Origin of the sequence: Mesorhizobium sp. LNHC229A00 (genome assembly GCF_000502415.1) — a bacterium.
GTDB lineage: Bacteria > Pseudomonadota > Alphaproteobacteria > Rhizobiales > Rhizobiaceae > Mesorhizobium.
Map to the genome: position 1 here is coordinate 117984 of NZ_AYWQ01000002.1, position 16555 is coordinate 134538.

A 16555-nucleotide genomic window follows, 5' to 3' on the forward strand; every position below is an offset into this window, starting at 1 on the left:
ATAACCTGTAGAACATGAGGTGACGGATGCCGCAAATCCGGTATCATCCGGCAAAAGACTGACGGAGAGGGCCCGTGCAGCGACGGCTCGAAAAGGACTGGGATCTCACGATCGGCCCCGATACCGTGCGGCTGTTCATTCTCAAGGCCAAGGCGCTGAGCGCGGCCGTCAACGAGGACTATGCCGACGGCGCCGAACACGAGGTCGAGTTCGACGGCGACACGCATGACAACCACCACCACGACGGGCTCGCCGAGGAAAGCTCGGAAAACCTTACCGAGGAAGAGCTGCGCGAGCTGATCAACGACCTCAATATCGACGAGGCCGCCGAGCTGATCGCGCTGGCCTGGGTGGGCCGCGGCGACTACGACGCCTCGGAATGGGCCGACGCCGTAACCGCGGCACGCGAGCGCGCCAACAAGCGCACCGCAAAATACCTGCTCGGCATGCCGCTGCTCGCCGACTGGCTGGAAGAGGGGCTGGAAGCGATCGGCGCGTAACGCGGAGGTAACCGATTGTGATCGGGTCTAAGCGCCTGTCCAGGCAACTTCAGCCGGCCGGCGCCGTTTTGTGGAGAATGGCAAAGCTGAGCTTTTCTCGAAGGTACAGGATTGCATTGGCCTTAGCCGTCACGGCTCTGCTGGTCATGCCGGCCGACGCCAAACATCGTCACAAACACCATGGGCCGCTGAGCCCGCGCGTGGGGCAACCGCTGACACAGCGGGCCGATCAGCCGCTGAAGCCGCGAGGCAAGCGGCAGTCGAGAGCGCGAGCCAGGCAGCATCTTGCGCCCAATCCGGCACCGCTGGCAACGCAGGATGCTCGGCCGTCCGCCGATGTTCCGGTGCCCGAGCCACGTCCGGTGGACACTCCGAAGGCGGACACCCCAAAGTCGCAAGACCAAAACGCTGAAAATCCAAAGAGCGGCGCGGCGCCCAATCTGCCGAAGGACGAAGAGTCACGTCAGAAAAGCCCGAAACCACCGGAACCACCAGCCGAAACGGAAAGCGAGCCGGAGCCGCCTGCCGTGGCGCCGACGCCGACGCCGAAGCCCGCCACCACGACGCCCGAACCTCAACCGCCGGCCGTCGCCCCGCAGCCAACGCCAAAGCCGGCGGAAGCAGGTGGCGAGGAGAAGATGCTGCCCGATCCACGCTCGGCCGATTTTCCCGCCGACAAGATGCCGGCTGAGGAAGTCGCCTGCCGCGAGCGCCTGAACACGCTCGGCGTCGAATTCGAGGAGCGCAAGGCCGAAAGCAACCCCGAAATCGGCTGCTCGATCCCCTACCCCATCGTGCTGAAGTCGCTTGGCAAATCGATCGCGATTGGTCCGGGCACCGAGCTCAACTGCCCTATGGCCGAGGCGGCGGCGCGTTTTGCCGCCGACGTCATCCAGCCGGCGGCTAAAGCCGAATTCGGCGCCGACCTGAAATCGATCGGCCAGGCGTCGGCCTTCGTCTGCCGGCCGCGCAATGGCACGCGCAAACTGTCGGAACATGCTTTCGGCAACGCGCTCGACATTGCCAGCTTTACGCTATCCGACGGCAAGACGATCGAGGTCGGGCCGGCGCCTCCGGAAAAAGACGGCAAATTCCTCGACGCCGTACGCAAGGCCGCCTGCGGCCCGTTCAAGACCGTGCTCGGCCCGGGCGCCGACGCCGACCACGCGCTGCACTTCCATCTCGACCTTGAGCCCCGGCGGCATGGCGGCACGTTCTGCCAATAAACGCGGTCGACGCAGGATCACCGCCGCAATTCCGCCCCAGGCATGAACGCGGACGCTGAGTTTTCCTTTACCCTTGATCGTTAGAATGCCGGATATGCAGAAGTAGGATTCCGCCAATGGCCGGCAAATTTCGCGCCGTTTTCCTCGCCGCCGCGCACCAACTGAAACCTGCGGCGCTTATGGCCGCCGGTCTTGCATTGGCCGCGGTTTCCGCCTGCAACACCGGCAGCGTGCTGTCGCTGCAGCCTGCCGTCGATGTCGGCTCGCAGACCGCGGCCGTGCCGCAATATCAGGGCATGCAGAAGCTTGTTCCGTCCAATCCTTACATGACGCAGGCCGCCTATCCGCGCATGGACGAGCCGATGTCGCCGGTCGAGCAGATTCCAGCCAGCGAAACCGATTGCCGCCAGCAGCTGAGGCGCCTCGATGTCGCCTACACCGACCTGGCACCGATCCATGAAGGCCAGTGCGGCATCGACTATCCGGTCAAGGTCACGGCTATCGGCAGCATCCAGATGAAACCCGCGGCGACCCTGACCTGCGACATGGCCGCCACCTTCGCCGCCTGGACCAAGAACGAACTCGTTCCCTCCGCTCGCTGGCGCTATTTCTCCGGCGTCAGGACCATCCACCAGGGCTCAAGCTATTCCTGCCGCAACATTGCCGGCGAAGGCGTGCTGTCGGAGCACGGCAAGGGCAACGCGCTCGACGTCATGAGCATCGAACTCAACAATGGCGACGACATCGACGTGCGCAAACCAGGCCTGTTCGCCTTCCGCACCCGCGGCTTCCTCAACAATGTGCGCGCCGACGGCTGCCAGTATTTCACCACCGTGCTCGGCCCCGGCTACAATTACGACCACCGCAACCATTTCCATTTCGACATCAAGAACCGCAGGAACGGTTATCGCGCCTGCCGGTAGGAACAGATCATGCGTCACCGGTGGACGCGATAATTTGCCGAGCCACGAGATCCTGGATGCGCCAGAGATTCTTATCGCGAATACCGCTTTCTTCCAGCTTGCTGACGGTCCGGAACAGATACTGCGCCGACGACCCCCAGTGTCCGGCGGCTCGCGCCAGCGTGTCCGCAACCTGCTCCAACGGCAACCGTCCGGCATAGGCCTTGCCATCCGGCGCGGCGACGAAAGCCAGAGCGCGTAGCGGACCCTCCGTGGTCTTGACCTTGATCCAGCAGGGCACGTTGGTTGGCGGGTTAGCATCGATTTCCCGGCGCATCAGTTGGCCGAGCTGCCCGAAATGATCTTCATCGGGCAGCCGGTAGACGATCCCGTTGCAGCTGCCGCCCCGGTCCAGCGCCAGCATCAGGGCAGGCAATTCGCGCGTCCCCCGCCAACGCGTCAGCTTCAGGCAGAACGAGCGGTGCCATCCAGGCGCCGTCGCCCGGCGCTGCTCGACAGGAACGAATTCGGGATTCCAGATCAACGAACCATAGGCGAAGACCCACAGCATTTCGGGCCGATATTCGGCAAGCAGTCGAGCGACCAACTCATCGAACTCCGCGTTGGTGTGCTCGGCCGTTCCAGGCTCGGGCCCGGGATCCGGTTCGACGCGCTCGACCCGGGCGACAAGATCCGCGGTCAACGCCATCGTTCTCAGGCCCGTCGGCTTCCGCTTCATTCCCGCCCCCACGAAAAAATGATGGCTGACGATAAACCGTCTGCTCATCTCTGGCCATTGATTTCCAGGAACCGTCAGGCAACAGATACCGCTCGGATCGAGCCGCGTTTATGAGCCAACGAAGCCTCCAGCGACGCATCGCGATCTGGGCAGCGGCCGTGCTGGGTGCCTGGCTGGCGCTCGCCTATGTCGCGGCGCCGGAATTCTGGACGTTCCGTGATCGCGGCTTTGGCGATCGGCATTTCGAGATGGTCACCCACACGCCGCAAGGCATTCCCGGTGACCCCATCAATGTCGGCCTGATCGGCACGGAGAAGGAGTTGGTCCACGCTTTCGCCGTTGCCGGCTGGGACACCGCCGACGCCGTCACCTTGAGAACCGCCATCGACATCGGTGAAAGTGTCCTGTTTTCCCGCCCCTATCCCGACGCACCGATAAGCCGTCTGCTGTTCGAAGGCCGCGCCCAGCAACTCGCTTTCGAAAAGCCGGTCGGCGACAGTGCCGACCGGCGCCATCACGTCCGTTTTTGGCGGACGGATACGGTCGGCGACGATGGCAGGCCGCTCTGGCTGGGTGCCGCCAGCTTCGATCGCGGCGTCGGTCTGAGCCATGACACGGGCGCCATCACCCATCACATCGGTCCCGACCTCGATGCCGAGCGCGACTTTATGATCGGCGATCTCAACGCGGCCGGCTTGTTGGCTTCGACCAGCGGCCTGGCAGGCATCGGCCCCACCCGGAGCGGCCGCAATGGCGGCGGCGACCCTTATTTCACCGACGGCAAGGCGATTGTCGGCGTGCTGAAGCAGTTGCCGTGACGGCAGGTCAGGTCGTGGCCCGCATCCGCTGTCATCTTTCTAAAATGGCTTCCGACTATTTTCGAAAGCCGTGCTGCAATGCTATTGAGCCCTCATGCTATACGTTGAAATCGCCACCGTGGTCGTCCTCATCTGTGTGAACGGCCTTCTGTCGATGTCCGAACTCGCCATCGTCTCATCGCGGCCGGCTCGCCTGAAGGCGATGATCGACCGCAACGTCAAGGGTGCCGGCCGCGCTTTGGCGCTTGGCTCCAATCCCGGCAAATTCCTGTCCTCCGTGCAGATCGGCATCACGCTGGTCGGCGTGCTTTCGGGCGCCTTTTCCGGCGCCACGCTAGGCCAGAGACTGGCGCAATATCTGGCTACGGCAGGCATCCGCGAGAACATAGCCGACCCGCTCGGCGTCGGCATCGTCGTGGCCATCATCACCTATGCCTCGCTGATTGTCGGCGAACTCGTGCCCAAGCAGATCGCGTTGCGCGATCCCGAGCGGGTCGCGGCACGGGCGGCGCCGGCAATGACCATCCTGGCCACCATCTCGGCCCCCCTGGTCTTTCTGCTCGATATTTCGGGCCGTGCCGTGCTCTGGCTGCTCGGCCAGCGCGGCGAAAGCGAGGAAAAGGTCACCGACGAGGAGATCAAGATGCTGGTCGCCGAGGCCGAGCATCACGGCACCATCGAATCCGACGAGCGGCGCATGATCGCCGGCGTCATGCGGCTTGGCGACCGCGCGGTGCGTGCCGTCATGTCACCGCGCACCGATGTCGACTGGATCAACCTGCAGTCCGATGATGCCACGATCCGCAAGCTTCTGATGGACACCCAGCATTCGCGCCTGCCCGCCGGCGACGGCGGGGTGGACGCCATGATCGGCGTCATCCAGACGCGCGACGTGCTGGCCGCACTGCTCGGTGGCCGCGCGCTCGACCCGCGCAAATATGTGCGCACGGCACCGATCGTGCACGACCAGGCCGATGCGCTTGATGTGTTGCAGAAGCTGAAGGAGAGCGACGTGCCGATGGCGCTGGTGCATGACGAATACGGCCACTTCGAAGGCATCGTCACCCCCGCCGACATCCTCGAAGCCATCACCGGTGTCTTCCGCTCGGACCTTGAGGCCGGCGAGGAAGAAAACGCAGTCCAGCGCGACGACGGCTCATGGCTTCTCGCCGGCTACATGCAGGCCGACGAGATGGCCGAGGTGCTCGGCATCGACCTGCCGGAGAACCGCGACTACGAGACCGTTGCCGGCTATGTGCTGTCGCACATGCACCATCTGCCGGCGACCGGCGAATGTGTCGACGCGCAGGGCTGGCGCTTCGAGGTCGTCGACCTCGACGGCCGCCGCATCGACAAGCTGATCGCCACCCGCCTGCCCAGCGGCCACCGCGAGATGGTGCGCTGACGGCATATGCCTGGTTTTCGGCCCGGCGGTTCTCGACCAATATATTGCGCGGACGGCGAGCTCTACCGCTCGGTGAAGGCGCGGGCGAAGGAATCGAGCATCGGCCGTGCCAGATACTCCAGGAAAGTCCGGTCGCCGGTGTTGATGAACGCCTCGACCGGCGTCCCGGGATAAAGCTGCTCGGGCTTCACGCCGGACGGCAGGTCGGCCGCGATCCTCAGCTTGGCGCGGAAATAGGGCTCATGCGTTGCCTCGTCGATGAGCCGGTCCGCGGAAATTTGCGCCACCGTGGCTGAAACCTCGGGAGTGAGCCGCGCGTTCAAGGCCGACAGTCGCAGTTTCGCCGGCTGGCCGACACGGACCTGATCGAGGTCTTTCGGCCGCAGCCTTGCATCGACGACGAGGCCCGATGCCGTGGGCAGGATTTCCATGATCTTTTCACCGGGGGCAATCACGCTTCCCTTGGAATTATATGCCGACGACACCACGATGCCTGCCGCCGGCGCCTTGATCGTCGTACGCCGCAGCACCGCCTCCGCCGCCATGGTCTGCTCCTCGACGTCGGCCAGATTGGCGCGAACGTCGTCCAGCTTCGTCAGCGCCTCCTCGACGCGTTGCGTGGTCTGGCGCTCGATCTGCTCCTGGGCTTCGACGATCTGGGTGTTGGCCGTCGCCAGATTGGCCTCCAGCGCCCCGGCCTGCCCGACGAGATCGGCCTCGCTGCGCAACAGCTGGGAGTACTCGGTGCGGTTGGTGAGGCCCTTGTCCAGCAGGCCGGTCTTGATGCCGAGTTCGTTCTTCACGACGTCGGCTTGCTGCTGAATGGCCTGTTGCTGGGCCTGCAACCCCACCACCGATTGTCGATGCATGGCGACGCGTTGTGCCAGGATCGATTTTTCCGACCGGAACCGCGCGAGCCTGGCGTCGAATTCCTTTTGCTGTTCGCGAACCAGGATCTCGAAATCGTGCTGGAAAGGTGCCGGCGCCGCTTCGGTGATGGGTGCCATCCTGTCCAATCCGTCGCGTTCCGCCTCCAGCCGCGCCGCACTTGCCCTGAGCGCGATCGACTGCCTCACCAGCCGGTTGAGCTCGGCCTGCGCGGCCGTTGGGTCCAGCACGACCAGGTCCTGACCCTGTTGCACGCGATCGCCCTCATGGACCGGTAATTCCCTGATGATACCGCCCTCGCGATGCTGGATGCGGATGTTTCCGCCGGTCGCCGAGATCGTGCCTTGCGTGATCACCGCTCCCGACAAGGGAGCGCTGACGGCCCAATAGCCGAAGCCGCCCGCCAGCACAGCTATGGCGACGTAGCCGGTGAGGGCCACGCGTCTTATGTCGGTGCGCGGCTGGCGGTCCCAGGCGAGGCTCTGTGTCGTCATCTCACGATCCGAAACCGCCACCCGCGCGGATTGTCGGGACGAATGACCCGGTCACCACCGTGCTCTGCTGGGGGGCCTTGCCGATTACCGAGCGCCGCAGCACCTCGTCGCCAGGGCCGAAGGCTTCGACCATGCCGCCGCGCAAAAGCATCACGCGGTCGCAAGCGGCGGCGATCGCAGGGCGATGGGTGATCACGACGACCGTGACGCCCGCCGCGCGCGCGGCCGAAAGCACCGCCTCGAGCGCGGCCTCGCCGCTGCCGTCGAGATGGGAGCTGGGCTCATCGAGCACCAGGAGCCGCGGATTGCCGTAGAAGGCGCGCGCCAGGCCGATCCGTTGGCGCTCGCCCCCCGAAAGGGCCCTGTCCGACGGGCCAATCATGGTCTGGTAGCCGTCGCGCTGCGCCAGGATAAGCTCGTGCACCTGGGCGCGCCTTGCCGCCTCGACGATCGCGGCGTCGTCCGCTTGCGGGTCGAAGCGGGCGACGTTTTGCGCGATCGATCCAGGAAAGAGCTCAACCTCCTGCGCGAGGTAGCCGACATGCTTTCCGAGCTGGCCTTCGTCCCAGGTCCTGAGGTCGGCGCCGTCGATCCTGATTGAGCCGCCGGTCGGTTGGGCGGCACCCACGAGCAACCGCGCCAGTGTCGATTTGCCGGCCCCACTCGGGCCGACGATGGCCAACGCTTCGCCCGCGCCGATCGCAAAGTTGAGCCGCTTGAGGATGGGTTCCGTGCCGGGTTTGGCGTTCGGTGCCATGAAGAAGACGTCCTGCACGGAAATCGCGCCAGCCGGATCGGGCAGGATCAGTTTTCGCGGCTCGGCCGGACGCATTGCGAGCGCTTTTTCCAGCCGCGTCCACGCCCGCCGCGCGTCGGCGATCTGCCGCCAGGCGCCGATCAGCTGGTCGAGGGGCTGCAGCGCGCGCGACGACACCAGCGAGGAGGCGAAGATCATGCCGGCCGTCATCTGCCCCTGCAGCACCAGCCATGCGCCGGCGCCGAGGATCGCCAGCTGCAGCACCATGCGCAACGCCCGCGAGGCGCCGCTGAAGATCGCATTGGCGCTCGAGGAACGGTCATGGAAGGTAAGCGCCGCCGCCACGTGCCGTCCCCAGACCAGGGAGGCATTCCGCACCATGCCCATGGCGCGCAGCGTCTCGGCATTGCGGGCAAAGGCCTGTTCCGCCTGGCTGGCCAACGCCGAACGCTCCGCGGACAAGGCATCGTTCCTGCCGATCGCAAGCTGGTTGGCAACGACCAGGAAGAGCAAAAGCACCGCGCCGGCGACCGTCACCCAGAACAGCACCGGATGGATGAGATAGAGCAAGGCGAGGAAGACAGGGGCGAAAGGCAGGTCGAACAGCACCGCCACGCCGCGTGACCTGATGAAGGCGCAGACCGAAGCGAGATCGCGCAGCGGCGACAGGCCGCCGGCATATCTCGCGCCGAGCGAAATGGCGAAGGTGCTGGCACCCAGCTTGCGGTCGACTGTCGCCGCGACGCGCTGCGTGTAAACGGCGCGGATCGCGTCAAGCAGCCCGAGAAAGGCGAGCGCGAGCACCGCGATAGCTGAAAGATAGACGAGCGTCTCGACGCTGGAGGACGGCAGCACGCGGTCATAGACCTGCAGCAGGTAGAGCGGAATCACCAATAGCAGAATGTTGATCAGCAGCGAGAAGACGCCGACATCGGCGATGGCGCGCAGGAAGACCGGACGCAGGCCGGACGGTCCAGTCATTTCCGCATTTCCCGTCGCTGCATGATCCCGGGACCTTACGCGTGGCCCCCGAATTCGGAACCGCCGTGCAGCGTGCTGCTGGCGATGCTATGCGTGGCGGTGCTGGTGGCGGTGTGCAAGGCGCTCGCCGGCGCGTTGTCCAGCGTATAGGCGCGGATATAGTCGATCTTCATCTCGGCAGGCGTCGCCAGATGATCGGGAGGCGCGCCGGCAAGGCCGCCGACCGCGAGATCGGCCAGCATGTACATGGGCTTGTGCATATCGGATGGCGTCGCCGCTTCAGCGACCTGGACACCGTCATAGGTCCAGACGAGCTTGTCCGGGGTCCACAGCAGCCCATAGGTGTGGAAGCCGGCGGTATCCATGGTGTTCACCATCGACGTCACCTTGGTGTGGGTTCCCGTTTCATTCGAATGCGCCGTCATGATCAACGAGTTCGGGTCCTGCCCGCGCGTTTCGATCACATCCAGTTCCGGCGGCCACGAGCCGTCTGCCGGGAGCAGCCAGAAGGCCGGCCACGCGCCGGCGTTCTCGGGCAGGTCGGCGCGCATTTCGAAATAGCCGTAGGTTTGTGAGAAGGTGCTGTGCGTATTGAGGATACCTGACGTGTATTCGTAGTTGTTGATCAGGGGCTTGATGTCGGCTGGCGCCTGCGCGGCGGTGATGGTGAGGACGCCGTTGTTCACGCTGAACGGGTGGATGGAACTCGTAGGCCCGTAATTGGCGTCGATGTACCATTGCAGCTCGCCATTGCTGGTCAATGTGCTGCCGTTCGGCGCTCCCCATGAGAAATTGGTATCCCACGTGCCGCCCTGGGCGTTGTGAAGATTGAGCGTGTTGAAATCGTCGCTGAAGGACAGCTTCATGCCGGACAAGTCGATCGGCAATTCGAACTGGTTGGGCTGCAGCTTGTCGACGGTCGTGTCCTTGAACTCGAGGATCTCGCCGGATCCGAGGTTCAGCAGCACGTTCGATCCCGCCTGGATCAGGTGCGAGTGAACGGCATCGAACGACGTGAACCCATAGCCATTGAGGCGGACGGCGTCGGTGGCGGCAAAATTGGCGATCAGGTCGCTGCCGTTGCCTTTCGAGATGACGAACGTGTCGTAGCCGCCGCCGCCATCGATCAGCACGTCGTTTCCCGCGCCGCCGTCCAGCGTCTGGTGCCCGGCCTTGGCGGTGATGATGTTGTCCAAACCGTTTCCGAAAGCGTAGTTATTGGGGTTTGTGACGATGAGGTTCTCGACATTGGCGGGGAGCTTGTAGCTCATCCACGTGCTGATCGTGTCGATGCCTGCACCGGCGCCCTCGGCCACCTTGTTGCCCGCCCCATAGAGGTAATAGATGTCATCGCCCGTGCCGCCATGCATGGTGACGTTGAGATTGCCCGCTCCGTAAAACGAGTCATTTCCCGCGCTGCCGTACAAGTCGGGCCCGGCCCCAGGCGCCGAGAACCAGTGGTTGGACGTGCCGCTATAGGAAAGAGGAACACCCACGGCGTTGACGAAGAAGCTCATCGGATACATCCTCCTCGTGAGGCCTGGCCGCCTCGAACCGTCGCTTAAAATTTCCGGATGGCCACGTAGGACCAATGCTGAAAGGAACGATTTTCGTTCCAGGGAATCATTACACAATCCACCATATCATCGATCTTTCGGAAGACATATACTTATTATTCGGGGAAAGAGCGTCGCTTAAGCAAGGCTATTTAGTAAAATGGTGTATAAACTCTAAATTGCAAAGGATCTACTTAGATGAATGATCTACTTAGATGACCGCTATCCTCCTCCGGGCTCATCAGCCTTCCTCTTAGGCGCATGGCGGGCGGGAAGCTTACGCCATCAGAGAGCAGCTTCGATCGGCTCGGCAAGCCTGGGATTTGAGCGTGCCGCGATCAGGCAACTGGTGACGATGAGACCCGCTCCCGCCAGCGTGGTCCAGGTCACCGCCTCGTCGAAGAAAAGCCAGCCAAGGGCGATCGCCCAGATGAAGGCGGAGTATTCCGTCGGAATCAGATACTGCGCTTCGGCCCGCGCATAGGCCCAGCTCATCAGGAATTGGCCGGCGAGCGACAGCGCCGTCACCCCGGCGAGCGGAAGCCAGAGCTCACGCGGCAGGGCAATGGCCAGCCAGGGTGACGCGAGACCAAGGAAGACCGCCACGCAAAGGTTCTGGAACAGCATGATCTCGATCGGCTTGGCCACCAGCGCCTGCTGCCGCGCAAGGATCAGATTGTAGGCATAGAATCCCGTCGACACCAGCACCGCCGCCGTGCCGAGCAAGGCATCCCTGGCATGGCTTGTCTGCCCGAACTGTCCGCCGACGATGATTATGACGCCCGCAATGCCGGCCAGCGAGGCCCAGATCGCCTGACGCTGTATTCGTTCGCCGAGCAGCAGCGCCGCGAGCAGCAGGGCAAACAGCGGCGCCACGAAACTGAGTCCGATCGCCTCCGCCAGCGGCAGCCGGGCAAGCCCCCAGAAGAAGGACAGCAGGACAAAGCCGACGACCGCGGCACGCAGCGCATGCAGCCTGAGCACGGAAGGCGCGGGTAGCGTGCGCGGTCCCGCCGACCAGCCGGCGCCGGCAACCACGGTCGCCAGCATGCTGCGCCACAGCACCGTGTTGTAGACGCCGACGGCAAGGACCAGGACCTTCATCGCCGCGTCCATCCCTGACAGAAGGAAGATGCCTAGGGCGCAGACAAGCACCGGCATCGTGGGAGAAACGGCGCCTGCAAGGCTGGAAGACTTCACGAGGCCCCCTCATGTGGTGGATCGCAGCTGGATATATCAGGGCGGACCGGCGGGGCCAGGTGGCAGCCCCGCCGATATGGCGGTCCACGTTGCTGCCGGAGTGATCGGGGCCTGAATTTTCTTCGCGCTGTCGATTCCGCCGTTGCCCGTTCGTCATATGATCGAACCAACCCAAACAAGGAGAAAGACATGCGATTCATGATGCTGATGATCCCCGCCGGCTACGCGCAGGCGACGCCCGATGTCAGGCCCGGCGCCGAGGCCGTGGAAGGGATGATGAGATACAATCACGAGCTGAAGAAAGCCGGCGTGCTGCTGGCGCTCGACGGGCTGCATCCGCCATCCTCCGGAGCGCGGGTCAGCTACAAGGGCGGCAAGCCTGTGGTCGTCGACGGCCCCTTCGCCGAGGTCAAGGAGGTTCTTGGCGGTTATTGGGTGATCGACGTGCGCTCGCGCGACGAAGCCATCGAATGGGCGCGCCGCTGTCCCGCCGGGGAGAATGACGTGATCGAAATCCGCCAGGTTTTCGAAATGAGCGAATTTCCCGAGGACGTCCAGAAGGTGGCGGAAGGCTTTGGCGAGTTGAAGGCTTGACGGCCAGCGCAACCATCGAAGCCGTCTGGCGGATCGAGCAGCCAAAGCTCACCGCCAGACTGGCACGCACCCTCAGGGATGTCGGACTGGCCGAGGAAATCGCGCAGGACGCCTTCCTGCTGGCGTTGGAGCGCTGGCCTCGCGACGGCATTCCGCGCAATCCGGCCGCCTGGTTGACGCAGGTCGCCAGGAACCGGGCGCTCGACCGGCTGCGCCGCACCACCATGATCGACGGCAAGCATCGCCAACTCGCTGTCGACTTGACCGAGCTGGAGCGCGAGATGCCCGACATCGAGGCAGCGCTCGACGAGGATATCGACGACGACCTTTTGCGGCTGATCTTCACCGCTTGCCATCCCGTCCTGCCCGCCGAGCAGCGTGCCGCGCTTGCCTTGCGGCTCTTGGGCGGGCTGTCGACGCCGGAGATCGCCCGCGCCTTCCTGGTGTCCGAAGCCACCGCCGCCCAACGCATCGTGCGCGCCAAGCGAGGCCTTCGCGATGCCGCCGTCCCGTTCGAGACCCCGCGCGCGGAAGAGCGCCGCGAACGCCTCACGACTGTGCTGGAGGTGGTTTATCTCATCTTCAACGAGGGCTATGTGGCCACCGCGGGACCGGACTGGCTGCGTGCCGATCTATGCGGCGAGGCGCTGCGCCTCGGCCGCTCGCTGGCGGCGCTGGTACCTGATGAGCCCGAGGTGCAAGGGCTGGTGTCGCTGATGGAGTTCAATGCCTCGCGCTTCGCCGCCCGCACCGACAAGGCGGGCGACCCGATCCTGCTGCTCGACCAGGACCGCGGCCGGTGGGACTGGTCGCTCATGCGGAGCGGCCTCGACGGCCTGAACCGCGCCATGGCCCTGACATCGGCGCCCGGCCCCTATCTGCTGCAGGCGATGATCGCGGCTTGCCATGCGCGCGCGGTCACCGCCGCGGACACCGACTGGATCGCGATATCCGCCTACTATCAGGCGCTTGCGCTCTCGGCCCCTCGCCCATCGTCGAAATCAACCGCGCCGTGGCGGTCGGCATGGCGTTCGGCCCGGCGCAAGGGCTCGCCATCGCCGAGGCGCTGAACGACGAGCCGCGCCTGAAGGACTCGCATCTCTTGCCCACGGTGCGCGGCGATCTCCTCGAGAAGCTCGGCCATGGGGCGGAAGCCAGTGCCGCGTTCCGCCACGCCGCTGAATTGACCGGCAATCACAGGGAACGCGCCCTGCTGCTTGCCCGCGCCACGGCGGCCGCCGGTCGGGACCTTTAGTTGGCACTCCGCCGCCAACTTCTTTGCAAGAACGCAGCCAACGAAAAAAGGGCGACGCAAGCGCCGCCCGTATCCCTTGGGAGGATAATCCCGTCCGGCGGATCAGGCCGCCTGGGCTTCTCCGGCGATGGCGTCGGCGGCGCGGGCGGCCTTCAGCACCTTGGCCCACCACGCGACGTCGTTGACCAGCGCGGTGGCGGCCTGGTTCAGATGCTCGAGATCTTCGAGCTTCTTCTCGCCCTGGCGCACGGCGAGGAAATCGCCCCAGGCGATATGGACTGCGGACTTGACCGGCGCCATCTGCAATTCGACGGCATGGAGACGAAGCTGTTCGACGGCGCGGGCGCCACCGACGCTGCCATAGCCGACAAATCCGGCCGGCTTCTTGTTCCACTCGTTGGCGGCGTAGTCGATAGCATTCTTCAGCACGGCCGTCGGACCGTGATTGTATTCGGCGGCGGTGAAGATGAAGCCGTCCAATCCTGCGACCTTCTTCTGCCAGCGCTGTGCGACTTCGTTCTGCGACGGCGCCCAGGCGGAGGACGCGACCTCATCGAAGAAGGGCAGCGGAAAGTCGCGCAGATCGACAATTTCGACATCGATGTCGGCATGTGCCTTGGCGATCTTGGCGATCCACTGCGTCGGCACGTCGGCGAAGCGGGCGGCGCGCGTCGAACCGACGACAATAGCAATTTTGGGCTTGGACATAAGGGGCTCTCCTTGCGGGAATCTTTGGTATCATTTGGATACCGGCGCTATATGTGATACTGATAATTTGATGCGCAAGGAGGCACGTTTTTGTTACTGAGGCACCCGCATAACACCGAGGACTGCCGCGCAGTATCGGAAATCCTGCAGCGCGTCGGCGACAAATGGACCGTGCTCGTGGTCGGCAAGCTAGGTGGCGGACCGCTGCGCTTCAACGAGTTGCGCGCCGCCGTCGGCGGCATCTCGCAGAAGATGCTGACCACCACGTTGCGCGGCCTGGAGCGCGACGGCTTCGTCACCCGCAAAGTGTTTCCGACCATTCCACCGCGCGTCGACTACGAGCTGACGGAGCTCGGTCACGAGTTGCTGGTGCCCGTCGGCGCGCTTGGCGAATGGGCACGCAAGAACACCCAGCGCGTTCAGTCGGCGCGCGCTAGGTTCGACGACATGCATGCCTGAAACCCTTGCGCGGCAAGGGGTCCAAATTCGCACCGACCGGCACTAGCTGCTGCTGCCGGAGTAAAGGTTCCCTGAAAGCGACTTGGGGATTTTGTCTATGGCGCTCGATGCCGGTCCAACGCCCCGGTACCCTCGACGGACCGCATTCCAACGGCAGCCAGTCAGGCACTTCGCACCAACGCTCCGCAAGGCGTCTGGCTGCAGAGCGTGCACGTCGCTAACAGCTGCTTAGCATCCGTCGTGTCATGCAGGCAGGCGGTGCGCCCAAGGTCCTGTTTGACTTCGGCGTAAGCGGTTATGCCGAGCAGGCAGACCAGGGCCACGAGAGCTGCCGCAAGCCAGCCGTTCAACAGGTGTTGACGCATTGTCTTTCTCCGGTGCCCCGCAGAATTGCGCGTGAAGGGCAACGGCAGGATGTCGCTGAACGCATCGCTTCGCTCCGGCGATGTTACAAATGCCCCGGCTTGGCGGTGTGGAATCAGCTCTCGGCGGGAACCGCCTTCGGCTTGCCCTCGCCGTCGAGCGCCACCATGACGAAGTCGGCGTGCGTCACCTTTTCCATCAGGTCGGAAAGATAGCGCTGCGCCCAGGCCTCGACCTTGAGCGTCATCGAGGTGCGGCCGACGCGTTCGACATGGGTGTAGATGCACAGCGTGTCGCCGATCTTCATCGGCTTGGCGAAGGACATTTCCTTGACCGCCGCCGTCACCACGCGGCCGCTGGCGCGCTCTGCGGCGCGGATGCCGCAGGCAAGATCCATCTGCGCCATCACCCAACCGCCGAAAATGTCGCCGGCGGCATTGGCGTCCGAAGGCATGGCCAGGGTGCGCAGGGTCAGGTCTCCGATCGGCCGTCCGTCCGCGTACTGCACCATGGGAGCATCCTTAAGCAGTGATGGTCATCAATCCCGTATCGCCGCCATGGGACTAGGTCAACGCGCGGCGGCCGCTGTTTCCTCGCCCCAAGGCCATAGGCTAACCTGGCATTCGCCCGGTTGTGCCTGGTTTTCAGCGGCTTCGGGTGTCAGGGAGGATTTCTCCCAATCGCCGAGGAATGCAGTTCCTGGAGATCGCACCTCTCTCAAAAATAACGTGCAAGGTTAGCGCGGATGCGGTCGAGAACAGTGTCGCCGAAAATGTCGGGAACGAATGCCTTGGCGGTGATCGCCTCGTAAGCCTGGGCATACACCTTGGAGGCCTGGTCGACGATCTCGTCCGGAATCCTCGGGATCGGGTCCTTGTAGGGATCGCAGCGCGCCGTCACCCATGAGCGGATGAAATCCTTGTCGAAGCTCTCCGGCCGCGTGCCATCAGCCAGCGCCTGCTCATAGCTCGCCGCGATCCAGTAGCGGCTGCTGTCGGGCGTGTGGATTTCGTCGGCGAGAATGACCGTCCCGTCCTTGTCTGTGCCGAATTCGTATTTCGTGTCGGCGAGAATCAGGCCGCGTTCGGCCGCGCGCGCCTGGCCACGGGCGAACAGCTTCAGGGCATAATCCGAAACCGTGTCCCACTGCTCCTGCGTGAGCAGGCCCTGCTCCAGGATCTCGTCCCTGGCCAGCGGCTCGTCATGTCCGCCGCCGGCCGCCTTGCTGGTTGGCGTGATAATGGGTTCGGCCAGCTTCTCATTGTCGCGCAGGCCACCTGGCAGGCGCATTCCATACATGTCCCGTTCGCCGCGTCGGTAGCGGGTCAGGATCGAAGTGCTGGTGGTCCCCGCCAGATAGCCGCGCACGACGATCTCGACCGGCAGTATGTCGAGCCTTGTGCCGACGACGACGTTGGGGTCGGGGTATTCCAACACATGGTTGGGACAGATGTCGGCCGTTTCCTCGAACCAGTACCGCGCCGTCCGGGTCAGGATCTCTCCCTTGAACGGGATCGAGGTCAGGATAATGTCGAAGGCGCTGAGACGGTCGGTAGCGATGATGATACGCCTGCCGTCGGCCAGGTCGTAGTTCTCCCGGACCTTGCCTTTGTAATAGCCCGGCAGTTCGGGAATGAAAGCATCCGACAGGACACGCATGGGTTCTCCTGCCTTGCGCAGAGTGGGCAGAGCATGATTCCAAAAAGTTGC

General features: G+C 64.1%; 15 protein-coding genes and 1 pseudogene. 8 read left to right on the forward strand and 8 right to left on the reverse strand.

Annotation, left to right across the window (positions count from 1 at the left end):
- Positions 1–74: 74 nt before the first annotated feature.
- From X742_RS165730 to X742_RS165720, 3 genes are all read left to right on the forward strand, one after another.
- Positions 75–500: a DUF3775 domain-containing protein gene (locus X742_RS165730; protein WP_023770218.1), complete on the forward strand. Its 426-nt coding sequence runs from the start codon at positions 75–77 to the stop codon at positions 498–500.
- 200 nt (positions 501–700) lie between these two features.
- A complete protein-coding gene (locus X742_RS165725; protein ID WP_023770219.1) occupies positions 701–1726 on the forward strand; it encodes an extensin family protein in 1026 nt (341 codons plus the stop codon).
- Positions 1727–1842: 116 nt separating this feature from the next.
- A complete protein-coding gene (locus X742_RS165720) occupies positions 1843–2649 on the forward strand; it encodes an extensin family protein (protein WP_023770220.1) in 807 nt (268 codons plus the stop codon).
- 7 nt (positions 2650–2656) lie between these two features.
- Here X742_RS165720 and X742_RS165715 read toward each other — a convergent pair whose 3' ends face one another.
- Positions 2657–3367 carry a gamma-glutamylcyclotransferase gene (locus X742_RS165715; RefSeq protein WP_023770221.1) on the reverse strand — a complete coding sequence of 237 codons (711 nt, stop codon included), beginning with the start codon at positions 3365–3367 and terminating at the stop codon, positions 2657–2659.
- A 110-nt stretch (positions 3368–3477) separates the two neighbouring features.
- On the opposite strand from X742_RS165715, the gene X742_RS165710 reads away from it, so the two are divergent.
- The gene (locus X742_RS165710; protein WP_023770222.1) at positions 3478–4185 is read left to right on the forward strand and encodes an LssY C-terminal domain-containing protein; all 708 of its coding nucleotides are present in this window, start codon (positions 3478–3480) and stop codon (positions 4183–4185) included.
- A gap of 94 nt (positions 4186–4279) precedes the next feature.
- Positions 4280–5590 carry a hemolysin family protein gene (locus X742_RS165705; protein ID WP_023770223.1) on the forward strand — a complete coding sequence of 437 codons (1311 nt, stop codon included), beginning with the start codon at positions 4280–4282 and terminating at the stop codon, positions 5588–5590.
- Positions 5591–5652: 62 nt separating this feature from the next.
- On the opposite strand, the gene X742_RS165700 is transcribed toward X742_RS165705, so the two are convergent.
- The 4 genes from X742_RS165700 to X742_RS165685 all read right to left on the reverse strand — a co-directional run bounded on the left by X742_RS165700 (position 5653) and on the right by X742_RS165685 (position 11427).
- Positions 5653–6972, reverse strand: coding sequence for an HlyD family type I secretion periplasmic adaptor subunit (locus X742_RS165700; protein ID WP_023770224.1), 1320 nt, complete (start codon positions 6970–6972; stop codon positions 5653–5655).
- A gap of 1 nt (position 6973) precedes the next feature.
- On the reverse strand, positions 6974–8710 hold the full coding sequence (locus X742_RS165695; RefSeq protein WP_023770225.1) for a type I secretion system permease/ATPase: 1737 nt from the start codon (positions 8708–8710) through the stop codon (positions 6974–6976).
- Between the two features lie 35 nt (positions 8711–8745).
- Positions 8746–10227, reverse strand: a complete 1482-nt coding sequence (locus X742_RS165690) for a family 16 glycosylhydrolase (RefSeq protein WP_023770226.1) — start codon at positions 10225–10227, stop codon at positions 8746–8748.
- A 324-nt stretch (positions 10228–10551) separates the two neighbouring features.
- Positions 10552–11427: a DMT family transporter gene (locus X742_RS165685; RefSeq protein ID WP_051407592.1), complete on the reverse strand. Its 876-nt coding sequence runs from the start codon at positions 11425–11427 to the stop codon at positions 10552–10554.
- A gap of 228 nt (positions 11428–11655) precedes the next feature.
- Between X742_RS165685 and X742_RS165680 the strand changes: the two genes are divergently transcribed.
- The gene (locus tag X742_RS165680; RefSeq protein ID WP_023770228.1) at positions 11656–12060 is read left to right on the forward strand and encodes a YciI family protein; all 405 of its coding nucleotides are present in this window, start codon (positions 11656–11658) and stop codon (positions 12058–12060) included.
- Positions 12057–13315, forward strand: a pseudogene (locus X742_RS01000000169565) (RNA polymerase sigma factor). Before X742_RS165680 ends, X742_RS01000000169565 begins: the two are co-directional and overlap by 4 nt.
- Positions 13316–13417: 102 nt before the next feature.
- Here the strand turns inward: X742_RS01000000169565 and X742_RS165675 are convergent.
- On the reverse strand, positions 13418–14023 hold the full coding sequence (locus tag X742_RS165675; RefSeq protein ID WP_023770229.1) for an NADPH-dependent FMN reductase: 606 nt from the start codon (positions 14021–14023) through the stop codon (positions 13418–13420).
- 90 nt (positions 14024–14113) lie between these two features.
- Between X742_RS165675 and X742_RS165670 the strand changes: the two genes are divergently transcribed.
- Positions 14114–14482 carry a helix-turn-helix domain-containing protein gene (locus tag X742_RS165670; RefSeq protein WP_023770230.1) on the forward strand — a complete coding sequence of 123 codons (369 nt, stop codon included), beginning with the start codon at positions 14114–14116 and terminating at the stop codon, positions 14480–14482.
- Between the two features lie 478 nt (positions 14483–14960).
- Here the strand turns inward: X742_RS165670 and X742_RS165660 are convergent, their stop codons facing one another.
- Positions 14961–15356: an acyl-CoA thioesterase gene (locus X742_RS165660; protein WP_023770232.1), complete on the reverse strand. Its 396-nt coding sequence runs from the start codon at positions 15354–15356 to the stop codon at positions 14961–14963.
- A 206-nt stretch (positions 15357–15562) separates the two neighbouring features.
- A complete protein-coding gene (locus X742_RS165655; RefSeq protein WP_023770233.1) occupies positions 15563–16504 on the reverse strand; it encodes a phosphoribosylaminoimidazolesuccinocarboxamide synthase in 942 nt (313 codons plus the stop codon).
- Between the last annotated feature and the right edge of the window lie 51 nt (positions 16505–16555).

What these genes read in the sequence shown, in the direction of transcription:
- X742_RS165685 (WP_051407592.1), bottom strand. Translation starts at nt 11,427, where the DNA reads ATGCCGGTGCTTGTCTGCGCCCTAGGCATCTTCCTTCTGTCAGGGATG.
- X742_RS165715 (WP_023770221.1), bottom strand. Translation starts at nt 3,367, where the DNA reads ATGAAGCGGAAGCCGACGGGCCTGAGAACGATGGCGTTGACCGCGGAT.
- X742_RS165720 (WP_023770220.1), top strand. Translation starts at nt 1,843, where the DNA reads ATGGCCGGCAAATTTCGCGCCGTTTTCCTCGCCGCCGCGCACCAACTG.
- X742_RS165705 (WP_023770223.1), top strand. Translation starts at nt 4,280, where the DNA reads ATGCTATACGTTGAAATCGCCACCGTGGTCGTCCTCATCTGTGTGAAC.
- X742_RS165690 (WP_023770226.1), bottom strand. Translation starts at nt 10,227, where the DNA reads ATGAGCTTCTTCGTCAACGCCGTGGGTGTTCCTCTTTCCTATAGCGGC.
- X742_RS165655 (WP_023770233.1), bottom strand. Translation starts at nt 16,504, where the DNA reads ATGCGTGTCCTGTCGGATGCTTTCATTCCCGAACTGCCGGGCTATTAC.
- X742_RS165710 (WP_023770222.1), top strand. Translation starts at nt 3,478, where the DNA reads ATGAGCCAACGAAGCCTCCAGCGACGCATCGCGATCTGGGCAGCGGCC.
- X742_RS165700 (WP_023770224.1), bottom strand. Translation starts at nt 6,972, where the DNA reads ATGACGACACAGAGCCTCGCCTGGGACCGCCAGCCGCGCACCGACATA.
- X742_RS165680 (WP_023770228.1), top strand. Translation starts at nt 11,656, where the DNA reads ATGCGATTCATGATGCTGATGATCCCCGCCGGCTACGCGCAGGCGACG.
- X742_RS165695 (WP_023770225.1), bottom strand. Translation starts at nt 8,710, where the DNA reads ATGACTGGACCGTCCGGCCTGCGTCCGGTCTTCCTGCGCGCCATCGCC.
- X742_RS165675 (WP_023770229.1), bottom strand. Translation starts at nt 14,023, where the DNA reads ATGTCCAAGCCCAAAATTGCTATTGTCGTCGGTTCGACGCGCGCCGCC.
- X742_RS165660 (WP_023770232.1), bottom strand. Translation starts at nt 15,356, where the DNA reads ATGGTGCAGTACGCGGACGGACGGCCGATCGGAGACCTGACCCTGCGC.